This is a genomic window from Paraburkholderia fungorum (assembly GCF_046027605.1).
GTDB classification, from domain to species: domain Bacteria; phylum Pseudomonadota; class Gammaproteobacteria; order Burkholderiales; family Burkholderiaceae; genus Paraburkholderia; species Paraburkholderia fungorum_F.
Map to the genome: position 1 here is coordinate 129764 of NZ_JAQQEF010000012.1, position 16099 is coordinate 145862.

The following is a 16099-nucleotide window of genomic DNA, read 5'->3' on the forward strand; positions in this document are numbered from 1 at the left end:
TTATAGCTTAGCGGACAACCTGTGCGAGCTCGCCCGACTTGTACTTTTCCGCGATTTTATCAAGCGAAACCGGCTTGATCTTGCCGGCCTGACCTTCGCAGCCGAATTGCGTGAAGCGCTCGAGGCAGATTTTCATCGCCGCTTCGCGCGCGGGCTTCAGGTAGTCGCGCGGATCGAACTTGCCCGGATTGGTCGCCATGTAGCGGCGGATCGCGCCGGTGATCGCCAGACGCAGGTCGGTGTCGATATTGACCTTGCGCACGCCGTTTTTGATGCCTTCCTGGATTTCCTCGACCGGCACGCCGTAGGTTTCCTTCATGTCACCGCCGAATTCGCGGATTTCCGCGAGCAGCTCCTGCGGCACCGACGACGAACCGTGCATCACCAGGTGCGTATTCGGAATGCGTTGGTGGATTTCCTTGATGCGCTGGATCGACAGGATGTCGCCCGTGGGCTTTTTGCTGAACTTGTACGCGCCGTGCGACGTACCGATCGCGATCGCCAATGCGTCGCACTGCGTCAGCTTGACGAAGTCGGCAGCCTGCTCCGGGTCGGTCAGCAACTGTTCGCGGGTCATCGTGCCTTCCGCGCCGTGGCCGTCTTCCTTGTCGCCCTTCATGGTTTCCAGCGAACCGAGCACGCCCAGTTCTGCTTCCACCGTGATGCCGATCGAGTGCGCCGCTTCAACCACCTTACGCGAGACTTCGACGTTGTACTCGTACGAGGCGACCGTCTTGCCATCGGCTTCGAGCGAACCGTCCATCATCACGCTGGTGAAACCGCTGCGGATCGCTGCCATACAGACCGCAGGCGACTGGCCGTGGTCCTGGTGCATCACGACCGGAAGGTGCGGGTACGACTCGACCGCTGCTTCGATCAGGTGGCGCAGGAACGGCTCGCCCGCGTACTTACGCGCACCGGCCGATGCCTGCATGATGACAGGGGCGTTGACCTTGTCGGCCGCCGCCATGATCGCCTGCACCTGCTCCAGGTTGTTCACGTTGAATGCCGGAATGCCATAACCGTTTTCCGCGGCATGGTCCAGCAGTTGACGCATTGATACGAGAGGCATGCTGTAACTCCTTAGATTGAAACGAATTCTGTGCCGTCGGCATCTTTTTGGGCGATTTTATCGCGAAGCAAGCTGCATACCCGTCACCCATTCCCTAAAGCGCATTTTCCTTTACGCGCGATTGGAGTCTGTGCGCCGCCTCTCGCGGGGCATGACAAGCTGCTTCACTCAATCAAATCTGTGTCGACCAGAGTTGGCGCTTTAGCGCTTACTCTGGTCCCATGCAACGCGCGTCGACCAGAGTTGGCGCTTTAGCGCTTACTCTGGTCCCACGCAGCCCGCGCCGATCGAGCAGTCTGCTACTTACCCAGCCGAATCAATACGGCTCGCCGACGCGCACGATTTTCAGCGTGTTCGTACCGCCCGCCTGGCCCATCGGCTCGCCGACGGTCAGCACCACCATGTCGCCACGCGACGCATAGCCCTTGCCGACCACGGTTTCCAGAGCCTGTTGCAACGCGGTGTCGCGGTCGGTGCTGGTGTCCAGATGCAGCGACGTGACGTTGCGATAGATTGCCATGGCCCGTTCGCTGCCCACGCGCGGCGTGAGCGCGAAAATCGGCACGTGGGTCCAATGACGCGACATCCACAGCGCGGTCGAACCCGATTCGGTCAACGCGACGATCGCCTTCGCGCCCAGGTGGAATGCCGTAAACAACGCGCCCATGGCGATGGACTGGTCGATTCGCGTGAACGTGCGGTCGAGGAAATCCTTGTCCAGCTCCGACTGTTCCGACTTCTCCGCTTCCACGCAGATCGCCGCCATCGTTTCGATGGTCTGCACCGGGTACTTGCCCGCGGCCGATTCGGCCGACAGCATCACCGCATCGGTACCGTCCAGCACGGCGTTGGCGACGTCCGACACTTCGGCGCGGGTCGGCACCGGCGCGTAGATCATCGACTCCATCATCTGCGTGGCGGTGATCACGAACTTGTTCGATTCGCGCGCCATCCGAATCATGCGCTTTTGCAGCGCCGGAACTGCGGCATTCCCCACTTCCACGGCCAGGTCGCCACGCGCGACCATGATGCCGTCCGATGCGTCGAGGATGCCTTGCAGCGCCGGAATCGCTTCCGCGCGCTCGATCTTCGCGATCATCTTCGGCTTGATGCCGTATGGCGCCCCCGCGATGTTCGCGAGCTGACGGGCCATTTCCATGTCGGTGGAGTTCTTGGGGAACGACACCGCCACGTAATCCACGCCGAGCGACATGGCCGTGCGGATGTCTTCCATGTCTTTGGCCGTCAGTGCCGGCGCCGTGAGGCCGCCGCCCTGGCGGTTGATACCCTTGTTGTTCGACAGTTCGCCGCCGACCTTCACGGTGGTGTGAATCTCGCTGCCGAGCACGCGCACGACGTCGAGCACGATCAGGCCGTCGTTGAGCAACAGAACGTCGCCCGGTTTCAGGTCGCGCGGCAGATCTTTGTAGTCGAGACCGGCGCGTTGTTCATTACCGAGTTCGCACTCGGCGTCAAGAATGAACGACTCGCCGGCGACCAGCGTGATCTTGCCGTTTTCGAATTTGCCGACCCGAATCTTCGGACCTTGCAGGTCAGCCATGATGGCAACTTCACGGCCGGCCTGGCGGGCCGCCTCGCGCACGAATTCGGCGCGCTGGCGGTGGTCGTCGGCAGTGCCGTGCGAGAAATTGAGCCGCACCACGTCGAGACCTGCCTGAATCATTTTCAGCAGGATTTCCGGCGTACTGGAAGCCGGTCCGATGGTGGCGACAATCTTGGTGGCGCGATGCATGAGTCTCCTCGTCTGGATGGGATCGCTGGAAAGAGCGCTGCGAGTCGGATGCGGAGGCTGCGCACCGAAGGATGCTGCCAGGGGTTGCGCGCCAGTTGAAACCAGCGTCGCTTTATGGGGTGAAGCGGTGTTCGACACCAGCACGGGGGGTGCCGGTGGGGGGGCGAGCGCGACCTCTTCGTCTGGGAGTTCTGCGGGCGAGTGGGCGGCTGGTGCAGCGTCTGCGCTGGACAATGCCGCTGTCTCGCTGGCAGTGGTCAACTCCACGAGCGTGAGGGGCGACCCGGATTCATCATGTTGCTGGCTAGCTGACCCGACCGCGGACTCGGCCGCTGCCGGATTGGCAGAGCGCGCTTCGCGCTCCCCTGCCGGTACTGCTGCGGTATTACGCGGCTTGCCAGCTGGCTTGCCACCGCGCGCTTTTGCAGACTTCGCTGAGGGGGAGCGCGTCGCCACGTTAAGCCCGCGATTCCAGAACTTCGACCGCAGGCAGTTTCTTGCCTTCGAGGAACTCGAGGAAGGCGCCGCCGCCCGTCGAGATGTAGCTAACCTTGTCGTGGATGCCATACTTGGCAATCGCCGCGAGCGTGTCGCCGCCGCCGGCAATTGAGAACGCCGACGATTTGGCGATCGCGTCAGCAAGCGTCCTGGTGCCGTTGCCGAACTGGTCGAACTCGAACACGCCGACCGGGCCGTTCCACACAATCGTGCCGGCTTTTTCCAGTTGTGCCGCGAGCACCTTGGCGGTTTCCGGTCCGATGTCGAGGATCATGTCGTCGTCTTGAACGTCGGCGACGGCTTTGATTTCGGCCTTGGCCGTCGGCGAAAACTCTTTGGCCGTGACCACGTCGGTCGGAATCGGCACCGAAGCGCCGCGCGCTTTCGCGGCGTCGATGATGGCTTTCGCTTCATTGACCAGATCGGCTTCCGCAAGCGACTTGCCGATCTTCAGACCCGCGGCCAGCATGAACGTATTGGCGATACCGCCGCCCACGATCAGCTGGTCGACCTTGTCCGCCAGCGACTTCAGAATGGTCAGCTTGGTGGACACCTTCGAGCCGGCGACGATCGCCACCAGCGGCCGCTTCGGCGCGCCCAGCGCCTTGCCGAGCGCTTCGAGTTCGGCGGCCAGCAGCGGGCCGGCGCAGGCAACCGGCGCGTACTTCGCAATGCCGTGCGTGGTGGCTTCAGCGCGGTGCGCGGTGCCGAATGCGTCGTTCACGTAGACGTCGCAGAGCTTCGCCATTTTCTGCGCGAGCTCGTCGGAATCCTTCTTTTCGCCCTTGTTGACGCGGCAGTTTTCCAGCAGCACAACCTGGCCCGGCGCCACATTCACGCCGTTTTCGACCCAGTTCGCGACCAGCGGAACCTCACGGCCGAGCAGTTCGGCGAGGCGCTTCGCCACGGGCGCGAGCGAGTCTTCCGGTTTGAAATCGCCTTCGGTCGGACGGCCCAGGTGCGACGTGACCATCACGGCGGCGCCTGCGTCCAGCGCAGCCTTGATAGCCGGCACGGAGGCGCGGATCCGGGTGTCTTCGGTGATGTTGCCTTGATCGTCCTGCGGCACGTTCAGATCGGCGCGGATGAACACGCGTTTGCCGGATAGCTTGCCTTCGGCGATCAGATCGGAGAGACGCAATACCTTGTTCATGGGCGTGTGTGTGCGAGTTGATGGGAAGGCGGTGGCGGACGACGCGCGGCCATTGAGGCGCGGCAAACTCCAGCGCTTCGGCACGGCAGCGGTTCCACTGAATTGGGCGCCCGCGGCTCGGCCGCGGCTGACGCGCCATGCAGCGGCGCGCTTATCCCGGAAACACTCATTTTAACTGATCCCCACTGCCTTCTGACCCGCAACCAGGCGAATGTCCCGTATTTGGAGGATGCGCCACGCATTCCGCAATGCAGCATTCCCGCCTCGATCAATTACATGAAGAGGCGCAGAAGAGTGAACACGGCCATTCCCACCACAATTGTGCCGAGCATGGTGCGCCGCCATAAAAACCACGCGAGACCGGACAGCGTCGCGTAAAACTCATGGTTCGACGGCGCGAATGAGAGTCCGTCCGGCGTCGCCAGCACATCGGGTAGCACCACGGCGGCAAGCGCCGCGGCCGGCGCATAGCGCAGCATCCGCTGCACGCGCGCCGGCAGCACCGTGCGCTCGCCGCCGATTAGAAACATCGCGCGTGTCAGGGCGGTGACGAAGGTCATGCCGATAATGGCGAGCCAGATCTGCGTGGATGTCATTGGGAATCTCCGGCGCTGTTACGGATGCGGCGCAAGTCGGCGCGCTCGACCATCAGGTCGGCGGCACTCCCGGCGATGATCGCGGCGATCACCGCCAGCGGCAGCGCGAGCCGGTACGGCAAATCGAACGCCAGCAGCGACACCACGCCGGCGATGCTGACGGCAACCAGCGTAGAACGCGTGGCGATCGCCGACACCATGATGGGCAGCAAAGCCAGCGTGCCCGCCAGCGCGAGCCCCCAGTTATCCGGAATCAGGCTCGCCAGCAGAATGCCGACGATCGAGGAGACCTGCCACGACAGCCAGCTGCACACCGCCATGCCCCAGAAGTACGCCTCCTTGCCGGGCACGTAACCGGTCTGGAAGCTCTTCTTCTGGAACAGCAGATAGATCACGTCGCCGTTGAAGTAGCCGAGGACGATGCGCCGCCACATCGGCAGATACGAAAAATGTGGCGCGAGGCCGGCGCTGAAAATCACGAAACGCGTATTGACCATCGCGGCTGTCAGCAGTGCGGTCCAGATCGGCAATTTGGCGGCGAGCAACGGCAGCACGGCCAGCTGCGACGAACCGGCGTAGCACAGCAACGACATGGTGAGCGACTGCGGCAGCGTGAGCACGGACTTGCTCATCGCAATACCCGTGACCAGACCCCAGGAGAAAATCGCCATCAGCGTCGGCGAATAGTCGCGCACGCCCGCACGGAAGGCACGGCGATCGGTATCTGATAGACGAGCGAGCATGAGGTGAAACGCGGGCGCCAAGGGGCGCCGCAATCAAGGGAGGTCGACGCCAGGTCGTCAGGCACCCGCTGGCGCATCCGGATTTGAATTATGCGTGCGCAGAAGTATAGCGTCCGCGATGCGGCCAAATGCCCGTTCCTTGTGCAAAAGACGCTAAAATAGCGCTCCTCGACCTCACACCAAAAGAAAACGCCGGACCGCCCCGCGTTTTCCGCCCCGAAGGAAGTCCCCTTGGGAGATTTCCCCCTCGGGGGGCCTGACGCGCAGCGACAGGTTTGGGGCACTCACACATTCCCGCTGGAGAATCGTATGTCAATGGCCGACCGCGACGGCAAGATCTGGATGGATGGCAAGCTCATCGACTGGCGCGACGCCAAGATCCACGTGCTCACCCACACGCTGCATTACGGCATGGGCGTTTTCGAAGGCGTACGCGCCTACAAGACGGCAGACGGCGGCACCGCGATTTTCCGCCTCCAGGAACACACCAAGCGCCTCCTGAACTCGGCCAAGATCTTCCAGATGGACGTGCCGTTCGACCACGAAACGCTAGCCGCCGCACAGTGCGAAGTGGTCCGCGAAAACAAGCTGGAATCCTGCTACCTGCGCCCGATCATCTGGGTCGGCTCCGAGAAGCTCGGTGTGTCGGCCAAGGGCAACACGATTCACGTGGCGATCGCCGCGTGGCCGTGGGGCGCTTACCTCGGTGAAGACGGTATCGCCAAGGGCATCCGCGTGAAGACTTCGTCGTTCACGCGCCATCACGTGAACGTGTCGATGGTCCGCGCCAAGGCGTCGGGCTGGTACGTGAACTCGATCCTCGCGAATCAGGAAGCCATCGCCGACGGTTACGACGAAGCACTGCTGCTCGACGTGGACGGTTATGTGTCGGAAGGCTCGGGTGAGAACTTCTTCCTCGTGAACAACGGCAAGCTGTACACGCCGGATCTGTCGTCGTGTCTCGACGGCATCACGCGCGACACGGTCATCACACTGGCGCGCGACGCGGGCATCCAGGTGATCGAAAAGCGCATCACGCGTGACGAGGTCTATACCTGCGACGAAGCGTTCTTCACCGGCACCGCCGCCGAAGTCACGCCAATCCGCGAACTCGACAACCGCACGATCGGCTCGGGCGCACGCGGCCCGATCACCGAGAAGCTGCAATCGGGCTTCTTCGATATCGTGAACGGCAAGAGCGAGAAGTACGCGCACTGGCTGACCAAGATCTAACGCGCGGCGCGCCGCCACCAGGACCTCGGCCCCTCGGCCATCGGCCTTTTGACGGCGCAACGCACGCACCCTGCCTACAACGAGAAAGTCCCCATGAGCGAAATCAAGGAAATGCCGCTGGTCGAATTGTCGGCAAAAGATCTGCCGGCATACTGCCCGAATCCGGCAATGCCGCGCTGGAGCGCGCATCCGCGCGTCTTCATCGACGTCACCCACGGCGAAGCGAAATGCCCGTATTGCAGCACCCGCTACAAGCTGCGCGACGGCGAAGTGGTCAAGGGTCATTAAACCGGCTGACCACTGCTTATTGATCGCTTGCGGGGCTTTTTGCCTGCGTGCCTGCTGCCCGCTCCGTTGCGTGACGGGTCGGTTCTGGTTTTGCAGCAGAGCGTAGCAAGCCAGGCGCTTCGCAACCAAGCCGCAGCCGCGGCGGGGCCGGCCATGCTGGAACCGCGCCGCAAAGCTCGCGGCTTTTTCCTCTTTAAACAATCGAACGCCACGCGCATGGTTCGCGCGGCGCTTCGTTTCGACACCGGACACTCACTCTGATGCGTCGCGCGTTGGTTATCGCACCGAACTGGATCGGTGACGCATTGATGGCGCAGCCGCTGTTTGCGCGCCTCGTGAAATTGCATCCGCGCATCGTGATCGATGCGGTCGCGCCTTCGTGGGTTGCGCCCGTGCTCGAGCGCATGCCCGAGATTCGCGACGTCTACGCTACGGATCTGGCGCACGGCAAGCTGCAGATGCTGCGCCGCTGGCAGTTGGCGAGCGACTTGCGCGATGTCGGCTACGACGCGGCCTATGTCCTGCCGAATTCGTTCAAGTCGGCGCTGATTCCGTGGATGGCGGGCATTCCCCTGCGCATCGGCTACACCGGCGAAAGCCGCTACGGCTTGCTGAACGTGCGTCACGCGAACCCGCGCAAGGACGAGCGCCCGCCCATGGTCGGCCAGTACGCAGCCCTCGCCTACGCGCCCGGCGCCAAGATCCCTGGCGACCTGCCGATGCCACGGCTCGACGCGGACCTGAACGAAGCGTCGCGCGTGTCGGCGCGCTTCAATCTGGACACGCGCGTACCGCTGCTGGTGTTTTGCCCGGGCGCCGAGTACGGTCCGGCAAAACGCTGGCCGCCCGAGTATTTCGCGGCGCTCGCGCAGATGGTGGGCCAGTCGTTCCCGTATACACAGATCGTCGCGCTCGGTTCACCGAAAGACGCGCCGCTCGCGCAGGCAATCGCCGAGAAAGCGCCGAACGTGCGCAACCTGTGCGGCCAAACGGCACTGGGCGAGGCTTGCGCGCTGATCTCGCGAGCCAACGCAGTGGTCACCAACGATTCCGGCCTGATGCATGTGGCCGCCGCGCTGCGCCGGCCACTGGTGGCCGTGTACGGTTCGACCGATCCGCGCCACACGCCGCCCTTGTCCGAGCTTGCGAAGGTACAATGGCTTCATCTCGAATGCAGCCCCTGTTTTCAGCGCGAGTGTCCGCTCGGCCATCTGAACTGCCTGAAGCAGCTGAGCGCCGAGCAGGTATTCGGCGATTTGCGCGGCATGTTGCTTGCGCAACGTTGAACCCAGCTAATTCGACTGATACTTGCACGCAACACCGCACGCCCTGAGCGCGTCGCGTCATGTTCGCGCCTTGCGGCACGGGCATTCTCGCGCTTGGGTGCGATTGTCCGGTGAGCCGGACTGTCCCGCTGACCGCTGCCCCGCAACCGCGCGCCGCGCACAAGAGACTGACGAGCCATGCCACGTTTTGCCCATATCTTCGAAGCCGCCGCCGATACGCTGAACGCCTATTACCAGGCCGTCGCCGAAGTGAATATCGACAGCTTGATGGGCTTGTGGATCGATGAGGAGTTCGTGAGCTGCATCTGTGCCGACGGCTCCCACCTGCACGGTCTCGACAGCATTCGCGCCGGCTTGCAGCTCCAGCTCGAAGCCGCGCGCGTTTCGATCGAACCGCTCGATATTCGCGTCTACGACAGCCTCGGCACCGTCGTCTATGCCATTGCCGAAGCACATCGCCCGGCTGATCCGAAGGCGACGCCCGCGATGGTGTTCACTACGTATGTGATGGTCCACGAGCGCGGCGAGTGGAAGATTGCCCATATTCACGCGAGTCCGATGCCGAATGAGGCCGCCAGCCAGTTCGCCACGAAGATGCGGCATGGCCAGGGCTCGCTGCACTGATGCCTGACGGGCGTTTCGTCTGATCAGACCGTTTCACCGGTTTTACTTTTTTGCTTCGACGCTGGCATGAGCACGCCCCGCAGGAAGTCGCCCGCCCCAAACGAGATCCCCATGGGGGATTCTTGGGGAACGACGCACGATGAATCCGCTGCTACCGGCACAGCACGCGCCGCGGCAGCTGTCGAGGCTGCGGTGGATCTGCTCTACCGCGCACCGCTCTGGCTGCCGAACCGGCATGTGCAGACCATTGTCCCGTCGCTGTTCGGGCGCCGTCCGGCCATCGCGTTCCGGCGCGAACGCTGGGATACGCCGGACGGGGATTTCATCGATCTCGATTGGGTCGTGCATGACGGTCGACCCGCCGCTGCGCTCGCCCCGGCCTCCCCGCCTCACGTTCCCGCCGACGACGCTCCGCTGTTCGTCCTGTTTCACGGGCTCGAAGGCAGTTCCACGTCGCACTATGCCGCCACGTTGATGGCGGCCGCGCGCGAGTACGGCTGGCACGGCGTCGTACCGCACTTTCGCAGTTGCAGCGGACCGCTGAATCTGCTGCCGCGCTTCTACCATCTCGCCGATAGCAACGAAGTCGACTGGATTCTGCGGCGCTTGCGCGCCACACATCGCGGGCCGATCGTGGCAGCGGGCGTGTCGCTCGGCGGCAACGTGCTGCTGCGTTGGCTCGGCGAGCGACGCGACGAGGCGGCGCCGGTGCTCTCGGCCGCCGCGGCGATTTCGACGCCGATCGACGTGCACGCCGGCGGCCGCGCGTTATCGCAGGGCTTCGGCATGGTCTACACGCGCAGTTTCCTGAAGACGCTGAAGCAGAAGGCCGAACAGAAGCTCGTGCAGTTTCCCGGGCTGTTCGACCGCGACGCGATGCTGGCGAGCCGCACGATGTACGACTTCGACAACGTGGTGACGGCGCCGCTGCACGGCTTTCGCAATACCGACGAATACTGGAGCAGCGCGACCACGCGGCCTTTGCTGCCTGGCATCGCCGTGCCGACACTCGTGCTGAACGCACGCAACGACCCGTTCTTACCGGCCGAAGCGTTGCCGGCGCGGCACGAGGTGTCGGCCGCGGTGGAACTCGATCAACCCAGGCACGGCGGCCACGCCGGCTTTATGACCGGGCCCTTCCCCGGGCGCATCGACTGGTTGTCGCGGCGCGTGCTCGGTTATCTGGAGCGGCACATCGATCATGGATGACATCGTCAAACAGGCCCTGGCCAAATGGCCGAATGTGCCGAGTTGCACCGGCTGGTTGATGCTGGACCGACGCGGCAACTGGCGCATGCGGGACGACGCCGCTCAGGCCGGCGGCGAGCCAGGCACGCCGATCCGGCACGAGGCGTTGCTCGGGTTTATCAACCGGAATTACGACGCCGACGAACGCGGACAGTGGTTTTTCCAGAACGGGCCGCAGCGGGTGTATGTCGAGTTGGGCTATACGCCGTGGGTGGTCAGATTGTCAGCGGATGCCGCTGGCGCGCTTGCTTTGACTGACCAGGCCGGCGGGGCTTTCGAACCTTCGGTTGTGTTCGTCGACGATGAAGGCGGGATTCTGTTTGTCGATAGCTCGGTGCCACCGAGGGTCGCCGTTTTGCACGATCACGATCTCGAGGTTTTTTCCGATCACGCGGCGTTGGGCGATGACTCGATGAGCGGGGAGTTTCGGTGGAACAACGCGGTTGTTTTGCCGTTGCAGGGCGTGCGGCGAAATGAGGTTGCCGCGCGGTTCGGGTTTATCGATAGTCCGGCCGCTGCGGCGAGTGCTTAGGTCGTTTGGCGACTACCCGCTGGGATTCGCCGCATAGTCCGCGTCCTGCTCAGATCGCGAAGGCGGGCAACGACTAACTCTTCTCGTCAAGCCGCTCCTCTTGGTATCGGCTCTCCATTTCATGTAACCGGGCATCGACGGTGGCGAGATCGTAGTAGCCGATCGCCTTCAGATCACGCGCCTCCTTCAGTTGCCGGATAGCCGAAGGCCAGGCCCCATCGAGGGCGAATTTTTCGGCCAGCGCCCGATGCTGCGTCAACGCATCTCCACTGCCCGCACTCGCCTGCGCCAGATACAACCACCAGGCAGGCTGATCGGGCTGCGCGCGCGTCTCTTTCAAAGCCAAAGCCTGCGCATCGGCAAATCGCTTCAACGTCAGCAAGGTCTGGATATGCATGTCGATCGCGGCGTTCGACTGCGGCCAGCGCTTCTGTGCGAAGTCGGCCAGACGAGCCGCCTCGTCGTTACGCCCGGCGCGGCGTGCGATGTCGGCCGCCAGCACGTCGAGACTCGGCGAACTGCGCATGGGCTCACCTTCACTACGCTCGCCGGTTGCGAACGCGGCACGCGACACCGCCAGCGACGCCGCTGCATCGTCGTATCGCTCGAGCAGCATCTGCCCGTACGCGATCCCGTACCAGTTCGCGGCGACGTTCACCGCGGTACGGTCCTCGATTTCGGAGCGCAGGCGCGAAATCTCATCCGCGTATTCACTGCGCGAGCGGTCCTGCAGCAAGCGCGCCCGTGCTCGCACAAAACCATATTCGGATGTCTGATGCGGTTGCCGGTAAGGCGCGCGGCGCGCACGGTCCTCCATGTCGGCAATCCGTTCTCCAGTCAGCGGATGGGTGCGCGCATAGGCCGGTATGCCCGTGTCGCTCATCGCCGCGCGATCGAGGCGGCCGAAAAACGTCGTCATCGCGTAGGGGTCGTAGCCGGCGCCGGCCAGCAGCAGAAAGCCGACGCGGTCCGCTTCCTGTTCGGCGGAGCGCGAAAAACGCAGCTGGTTGTCGACCGCATAAGCCTGGCCGCCAATCGCAATCGCGCTGCCGAGGTCGCCACTGTGCGCGAGCACGCCCGCCAGCACGCCGAACAACAGGCCGGCGAGCGCGGCATAGGAGCTGCGCTCGCCGGTCGTGATCATGCGCGAAATGTGCCGCTGCAACACGTGGCCCATCTCGTGACCGAGCACGGAGGCAAGTTCGGACTCGGTTTGCGTCGTCACGATCAACCCGGTGTTCACGCCGATAAAGCCGCCTGGCAGCGAGAAGGCGTTAATTTGCGCATCGCGGACTGCGAACAGCTCGAAGTCCGGACGATAGCCACCGATGTATAGCGCGTTCGCCGCCGCGGCGAGTTTCGCGGCGACCGAGTTCAGGTAGTCCCGCACCAGCCAGTCGTCGAGATAGTCCGGGTCGCGGCGCACTTCACGCATCACGCGCTCGCCGAGCTTGCGCTCGGCTTGCGGCGTCAGCGAGCCGGAGCCGCCATTGCCGAGGTCGGGTAATTGCTGCGTGACGATCGGGGTGCGCCAGTTGGTGGTTACGCCCGTGTTGCCGGAAAAACGGCTCTGGGCGCCCCCATACACGCCGAAGACGCCTTGGGCGATGTCGGGTGGAACGATGGGGTCGGCGAACGTGTCGGCTGGGCCGCTTTCCAACGGCGGTTGCGCGGACTGCATGTTGAGGGCGAGGCTTGCGCTTGTGCTTATATTCGCGCTCGTGCTCGTGCTCGATACGCCGCGCGATTGCGCGTACGCGCCCGGCGGAATCGCGAGCGCAAAAGACAACACCGCAGCAAGAAACCGTTTCGAACGCATCGCGAGGTCGGTTGACGAAGTCGAAAAGCGACGCCCGCCGCTCGGACTAAGATAGCGGGCATGGGGCAATTGTAATCATCTTGGCCCGCCCGGCCACACTGCTATGATAGGCGCCCTCTGAAGGAGCCCAACCATGCCTGAACTCACTCATTTCGACGCCGCCGGCCAGGCGCATATGGTGGACGTCGGCAGCAAGCAGGAGACCAAGCGCATCGCCGTCGCGCGTGGCTCGATCCGCATGCTGCCGGACACTTTCGCGCTGATTCGTGACGGCAACGCCAGGAAGGGCGACGTAATCGGTATCGCGCGCATCGCCGCAATTCAAGGCTCGAAGCGCACCGCCGATCTGATTCCGCTATGTCATCCGCTCGCGCTGACGCGCGTCAAAGTGGACTTCGAACTCGATGAAACGCTGCCTGGCGTGCATTGCACGGTTCAGGTCGAAACGCTGGGACGCACGGGCGTGGAGATGGAAGCGCTAACCGCCGTGCAAGTCGGGCTGCTGACGGTGTACGACATGTGCAAGGCGGTGGATCGCGGGATGACGATTACCGATGTGAAAGTGCTGGAGAAGCACGGCGGGAAATCGGGGGATTGGGTGGCGGGTTGATGATGGACAACGTCATCGCCCCGCTCCACCTCTAAAGCTCAGGCCTCAAAACGACAGCGGCTCACTCGTCGTCGCTGTCGTCGTCCTGATTGACGTCGCCCGGCGGCGTGCCGTAGCGCTTGACCAGTTCCGCCTTGAAACCGGTCAGCGTCTTCTGCTCATCGCATAGCTCATACAGGTAGGCCAGCTGCGACGGCCAGTCGTGCAGCTCCTGAGCAAAGATCTTCAGGCGCTCGACGGTGTCGAATGCCCCCGCCGTGTCACCGCTCAATGCCTGCAGCACCGCGTACCGGCGCAGCACGGTTTCACCCGGCAGCAGCGCGATCGCCTGCTTGTGCATGGCGAGCTTGTGCTGCAGATCCATCGAATTCATCGGCAGCAAGGTCGCGAGGCCGTACTCGCCCCACGCCTGGAACAGGAACGACGGATCCGCGCGATATTGCTCGGCAGGACGTGAACCGTAGTACAGCACCTCGGCGCGCGCATAGTCGCGATACACCGGATACAGCGCGGCCAGGCCGCCGAACACGACCACGGCAAACACACCGAACGACAGGCGGCCAGGCACAAGGCGCAGCGGCCGTGTCTCGAGCAAGCCGAACACGAACATCGCCGGCAGCAGGAAAAACATGTACTGCTGCGGATACTCGACCAATGCATGCATGACGAGCACGCCGATCAGCGCGATGCCGAACACGCGTGCGGCGCTCTGCGGCGCGCGGACCACGCGCACCAGCCACGTGATGAGGCCGAACAGCACGATCGCGAGGCCGATCAAACCGGTTTTCGCGAGCAGGTCGATAAAGATGTCGTGCGAGTTATTGGCAATCTCGACGGCGCCCAGCGACTTCACGTATTCGAACTGGTAGCTCGGAAATTCGCCCCAGCCGACACCCAGCAGCGGATGCGCCTTGAACATCGTCCAGCCGTACTTCCACAGGGCAAGGCGCGGCGCGATCTGGCCAGCGTCCTGGAAGCGCTCGGCCGCGGACTGAGCAAGCTCCAGGTGATAGTGCACATTGGCCCAGCGGATCAATGCATTGACGACAAAGAACAGCACCGCCAACGCGATCGGGGTCAGCCATTCGCGATTGCTGCGGCGAAGCTGCGGCTGACTGCGCATCTGCGCGAAAGCCATCCAGAAGCCCGCCACCACGATCACGCCCATCTGCAACCAGGGTCCGCGCGACACGGTCAGCGCGAGTCCAACGGCGAAAATTGTCGACACGAGCAACCAGATGCTGACGGCAAGCCGGCGTGTCTGCACGAGGTACAGCGCACCCGCCATCGCGAACGCTATGTACGTGGCCAGGTGATTCGCCTGCGCCATATTGCCGAACGGCCGGCGATCAACGGTATTGTTATAGGCGACGACCAGCGGCGACACGCGCACCTCGAGGTGAAACAGCTGGATCACCTGGCAGAACACCGCAAACAGGCCGCCGACGATCAACGCCCCCGCAACCCAGCGCAGCGCTGTTTCGTTCAGCTTGACGCGTGTGAACCCGTAGCCGGCGTGCGTGGCCATGAATGCGGCGAGCAGATAACCGCCGCCGAGCCAGTTCATCGACGGCTGGGAGACCGGCAGCAGCACGAATTGCGCCACCAACAACAGCCCGAACAGCAACGGCACCAGCGCGACAACCGGCGACGCAAACGTCACGCGCGGCCGCGCCGTCCACACCAGCAGCACGACACCCGCGCTCATCAGCAGATACAGTACGAGCGCCGTGAATTCAGCGTAGAAAGTCGGAATCGGATACGTATGGTTGACGACTGCATAGGGCAACACCAACGCGAGAGCCAGCAGAATGAGAGACAGGTAGCGTGCAAATGGGGTGGGCATCGAGTAACCGGTGGGCGTCAGCAACCGGCGCACTATACAAAAAAATTCTCCTGCTGTGCGCCGGCTGGGCTGAAATATCCCGAAAATCAGCGCTTTACGATCGGATAACGACTCTCCGATCGTGCACCCCGCTGCTCAGGCACGGCACTCCGGCGGCGCAAGATTCGACGCCAACGACGGCGCATCGGCAGGTGTGGGACCGGCTCCCGGCGCAGGCAACGAGGAAGCCGTTTTGCCGCCGGCGAAACATTCCCACGTGACCGCGCCCGCCTGCACTGCGCCCTTGCTCAACGCGATTCGTGCAGTGGGCGCGTCGGCATTGTCGGGCACCGACGGCACCATGGTCAGTGTGTTCAACCCAGCGGGCGCGACGCGCGTGGTGAACGCGATGGTGATCTGGCCGGTGTCGTCGTCGACGTGAATGGACTCCACGTTGCGGGTAGCCGGCGGCGATGCATAACCGCCGCCGAACGCATTGCCGCTAGCGGCGTTTTCGGACACCGATAGCCGCGCGGACGCAGCCAGCGAGAGCCCTTCGCCCACGCGGCTGCGGGCCAGATAGTCCTGATACGCGGGAATCGCATAGGCCGCGATCACGCCGACAATCGCCAGCACGATCATCAGCTCGATCAGCGTGAAGCCACGCCCAAAACAGCGGCAGGCACGGATGAGGGGCGCGGTCCAGCGCGCTCGCTCGAACGCGCTCCGGGGGGAAACCCCAGACAGTGAAAAAGGGGAATACGGCAAGGTAACGATCATCGGCAGGCTCCTGAAACGAAAAACGCCTGCCCCTCGAAT

15 protein-coding genes are annotated in these 16099 nt (G+C 63.5%); 7 read left to right on the plus strand and 8 right to left on the minus strand.

Annotation, left to right across the window (positions count from 1 at the left end; genetic code table 11):
- Positions 1–7 precede the first annotated feature (7 nt).
- The 5 genes from fba to PQR53_RS20895 all read right to left on the minus strand — a co-directional run bounded on the left by fba (position 8) and on the right by PQR53_RS20895 (position 5815).
- Positions 8–1072: a class II fructose-bisphosphate aldolase gene (gene fba / locus PQR53_RS20875; RefSeq protein WP_408457795.1), complete on the minus strand. Its 1065-nt coding sequence runs from the start codon at positions 1070–1072 to the stop codon at positions 8–10.
- 316 nt (positions 1073–1388) lie between these two features.
- Positions 1389–2825, minus strand: coding sequence for a pyruvate kinase (gene pyk / locus PQR53_RS20880; RefSeq protein ID WP_179734164.1), 1437 nt, complete (start codon positions 2823–2825; stop codon positions 1389–1391).
- Between the two features lie 457 nt (positions 2826–3282).
- Positions 3283–4476, minus strand: coding sequence for a phosphoglycerate kinase (locus tag PQR53_RS20885; protein WP_408457799.1), 1194 nt, complete (start codon positions 4474–4476; stop codon positions 3283–3285).
- A gap of 272 nt (positions 4477–4748) precedes the next feature.
- A complete protein-coding gene (locus tag PQR53_RS20890) occupies positions 4749–5072 on the minus strand; it encodes an AzlD domain-containing protein (RefSeq protein ID WP_408457802.1) in 324 nt (107 codons plus the stop codon).
- On the minus strand, positions 5069–5815 hold the full coding sequence (locus tag PQR53_RS20895) for an AzlC family ABC transporter permease (protein ID WP_408457805.1): 747 nt from the start codon (positions 5813–5815) through the stop codon (positions 5069–5071). The genes PQR53_RS20890 and PQR53_RS20895 overlap by 4 nt, the downstream gene beginning before the upstream one ends.
- 309 nt (positions 5816–6124) lie before the next feature.
- Between PQR53_RS20895 and PQR53_RS20900 the strand changes: the two genes are divergently transcribed.
- The 6 genes from PQR53_RS20900 to PQR53_RS20925 all read left to right on the plus strand — a co-directional run bounded on the left by PQR53_RS20900 (position 6125) and on the right by PQR53_RS20925 (position 11026).
- Positions 6125–7048 carry a branched-chain amino acid transaminase gene (locus PQR53_RS20900; protein WP_408332320.1) on the plus strand — a complete coding sequence of 308 codons (924 nt, stop codon included), beginning with the start codon at positions 6125–6127 and terminating at the stop codon, positions 7046–7048.
- A 93-nt stretch (positions 7049–7141) separates the two neighbouring features.
- On the plus strand, positions 7142–7336 hold the full coding sequence (locus tag PQR53_RS20905) for a zinc-finger domain-containing protein (protein WP_007180502.1): 195 nt from the start codon (positions 7142–7144) through the stop codon (positions 7334–7336).
- Between the two features lie 260 nt (positions 7337–7596).
- Complete coding sequence (waaF, locus tag PQR53_RS20910) at positions 7597–8622, plus strand: lipopolysaccharide heptosyltransferase II (RefSeq protein WP_408457808.1); 1026 nt, start codon at positions 7597–7599, stop codon at positions 8620–8622.
- Positions 8623–8799: 177 nt separating this feature from the next.
- On the plus strand, positions 8800–9246 hold the full coding sequence (locus tag PQR53_RS20915; protein ID WP_408457811.1) for a nuclear transport factor 2 family protein: 447 nt from the start codon (positions 8800–8802) through the stop codon (positions 9244–9246).
- Positions 9247–9312: 66 nt separating this feature from the next.
- Complete coding sequence (locus tag PQR53_RS20920) at positions 9313–10455, plus strand: YheT family hydrolase (protein WP_408457814.1); 1143 nt, start codon at positions 9313–9315, stop codon at positions 10453–10455.
- Complete coding sequence (locus PQR53_RS20925) at positions 10448–11026, plus strand: DUF2946 family protein (RefSeq protein WP_408457816.1); 579 nt, start codon at positions 10448–10450, stop codon at positions 11024–11026. The genes PQR53_RS20920 and PQR53_RS20925 overlap by 8 nt, the downstream gene beginning before the upstream one ends.
- 73 nt (positions 11027–11099) lie before the next feature.
- On the opposite strand, the gene PQR53_RS20930 is transcribed toward PQR53_RS20925, so the two are convergent.
- Positions 11100–12845, minus strand: coding sequence for a M48 family metalloprotease (locus PQR53_RS20930; protein ID WP_408457818.1), 1746 nt, complete (start codon positions 12843–12845; stop codon positions 11100–11102).
- 133 nt (positions 12846–12978) lie between these two features.
- Here PQR53_RS20930 and moaC point away from each other — a divergent pair, with 133 nt between their 5' ends.
- Positions 12979–13455 carry a cyclic pyranopterin monophosphate synthase MoaC gene (moaC, locus tag PQR53_RS20935; RefSeq protein ID WP_323045972.1) on the plus strand — a complete coding sequence of 159 codons (477 nt, stop codon included), beginning with the start codon at positions 12979–12981 and terminating at the stop codon, positions 13453–13455.
- Between the two features lie 61 nt (positions 13456–13516).
- Here the strand turns inward: moaC and PQR53_RS20940 are convergent, their stop codons facing one another.
- Together PQR53_RS20940 and PQR53_RS20945 are read right to left on the minus strand one after the other, a co-directional pair.
- The gene (locus tag PQR53_RS20940) at positions 13517–15301 is read right to left on the minus strand and encodes a PglL family O-oligosaccharyltransferase (RefSeq protein ID WP_408457821.1); all 1785 of its coding nucleotides are present in this window, start codon (positions 15299–15301) and stop codon (positions 13517–13519) included.
- A 135-nt stretch (positions 15302–15436) separates the two neighbouring features.
- Entirely contained in the window at positions 15437–16060 is a 624-nt protein-coding gene (locus PQR53_RS20945; protein WP_408457824.1) for a pilin, read from the minus strand.
- Positions 16061–16099 lie beyond the last annotated feature (39 nt).

Excerpts from the sequence above, each read along its gene's own strand:
- fba (WP_408457795.1), bottom strand. The coding sequence starts at position 1,072 with ATGCCTCTCGTATCAATGCGTCAACTGCTGGACCATGCCGCGGAAAAC.
- pyk (WP_179734164.1), bottom strand. The coding sequence starts at position 2,825 with ATGCATCGCGCCACCAAGATTGTCGCCACCATCGGACCGGCTTCCAGT.
- PQR53_RS20885 (WP_408457799.1), bottom strand. The coding sequence starts at position 4,476 with ATGAACAAGGTATTGCGTCTCTCCGATCTGATCGCCGAAGGCAAGCTA.
- PQR53_RS20890 (WP_408457802.1), bottom strand. The coding sequence starts at position 5,072 with ATGACATCCACGCAGATCTGGCTCGCCATTATCGGCATGACCTTCGTC.
- PQR53_RS20895 (WP_408457805.1), bottom strand. The coding sequence starts at position 5,815 with ATGCTCGCTCGTCTATCAGATACCGATCGCCGTGCCTTCCGTGCGGGC.
- PQR53_RS20900 (WP_408332320.1), top strand. The coding sequence starts at position 6,125 with ATGTCAATGGCCGACCGCGACGGCAAGATCTGGATGGATGGCAAGCTC.
- PQR53_RS20905 (WP_007180502.1), top strand. The coding sequence starts at position 7,142 with ATGAGCGAAATCAAGGAAATGCCGCTGGTCGAATTGTCGGCAAAAGAT.
- waaF (WP_408457808.1), top strand. The coding sequence starts at position 7,597 with ATGCGTCGCGCGTTGGTTATCGCACCGAACTGGATCGGTGACGCATTG.
- PQR53_RS20915 (WP_408457811.1), top strand. The coding sequence starts at position 8,800 with ATGCCACGTTTTGCCCATATCTTCGAAGCCGCCGCCGATACGCTGAAC.
- PQR53_RS20920 (WP_408457814.1), top strand. The coding sequence starts at position 9,313 with ATGAGCACGCCCCGCAGGAAGTCGCCCGCCCCAAACGAGATCCCCATG.
- PQR53_RS20925 (WP_408457816.1), top strand. The coding sequence starts at position 10,448 with ATGGATGACATCGTCAAACAGGCCCTGGCCAAATGGCCGAATGTGCCG.
- PQR53_RS20930 (WP_408457818.1), bottom strand. The coding sequence starts at position 12,845 with ATGCGTTCGAAACGGTTTCTTGCTGCGGTGTTGTCTTTTGCGCTCGCG.
- moaC (WP_323045972.1), top strand. The coding sequence starts at position 12,979 with ATGCCTGAACTCACTCATTTCGACGCCGCCGGCCAGGCGCATATGGTG.
- PQR53_RS20940 (WP_408457821.1), bottom strand. The coding sequence starts at position 15,301 with ATGCCCACCCCATTTGCACGCTACCTGTCTCTCATTCTGCTGGCTCTC.
- PQR53_RS20945 (WP_408457824.1), bottom strand. The coding sequence starts at position 16,060 with ATGATCGTTACCTTGCCGTATTCCCCTTTTTCACTGTCTGGGGTTTCC.